Below are 780 nucleotides of genomic sequence, written 5' to 3' on the forward strand. Positions count from 1 at the left end.
CGGGAGGGCAGCTGGCGTTCAAGGCGGCGGCCACGGCCGACCCGCGCGCCGGCAGCGGCCTGGCCCGCTGGGCCTTCATGGCGCGCCGGCCGTGGCTGTGGATCGGCGTGGGCTGCTACGTCGCCGAGTTTCTGGTGTGGCTGGCGTTCCTCTCGCTCGTGCCGCTGTCCGACGGCGTGCTGCTGGGCTCCATCAACATCGTGGCCGTCATGGTGGCCGGCCGGTTCCTGTTCCGCGAGAAGCTGTCGCGCATGCGCGTGGCCGGCATCCTCCTGGTGTCGGCCGGCGTGGCCGTCGTGGGGCTGCACGGATGAAGCGCTTCTATGCCCTCGGGTTCCTCGCGCTGGTGGCGTTCGACACACTGGCGCAGATCAGCTTCAAGCTCGCGGGCGAGCACGCGCTGCCGCTGGAGCTGTCCGCCGACTGGCTGGTGCGGGTCTTCGGGCACCCGTGGATCTACGGGGCCTTCATCGGCTACCTGGGCGCGTTCTTCACCTGGATGACGCTGCTGGAGCACGCCCCGATCGGCCCGGCGTTCGCCGCTTCGCACCTGGAAGTCGTCTCGGTGCTGGCCATCTCGGCCGTGTGGTTCAACGAGTCCATCGGCTGGCCGCAGTTGGCGGGCGCGGTGCTCATCCTGGGCGGCATCGCCTGCCTGGCGCGCAGCGAGGCCGATGCCGATGCCGAGCCCGGGTCCGGGCACGCCCCATCGCACCATGGCGCGTGAAGCCCCGCCCACCGCGGGCCTGCCGCTGCGGATGGCCGACCTGCTGCCCGGTG

At 71.9% G+C, this 780-nt stretch carries 2 protein-coding genes; both read left to right on the plus strand.

All coding sequences use genetic code 11. The features are described 5' to 3' along the window. On the plus strand, window positions 1–314 hold a 314-nt coding region (locus AC27KI_RS26295; protein ID WP_487116808.1), incomplete at its 5' end, for an EamA family transporter. Beyond that, window positions 311–727, plus strand: coding sequence for a DMT family transporter (locus AC27KI_RS26300; protein WP_284429646.1), 417 nt, complete (start codon window positions 311–313; stop codon window positions 725–727). The genes AC27KI_RS26295 and AC27KI_RS26300, both read left to right, overlap by 4 nt. The last annotated feature ends 53 nt before the right edge of the window (window positions 728–780 follow it).

The sequence above is a fragment of the Acidovorax sp. KPB24-03 genome, from assembly GCF_057546605.1.

What these genes read in the sequence shown, in the direction of transcription:
- AC27KI_RS26300 (WP_284429646.1), top strand. Translation starts at nt 311, where the DNA reads ATGAAGCGCTTCTATGCCCTCGGGTTCCTCGCGCTGGTGGCGTTCGAC.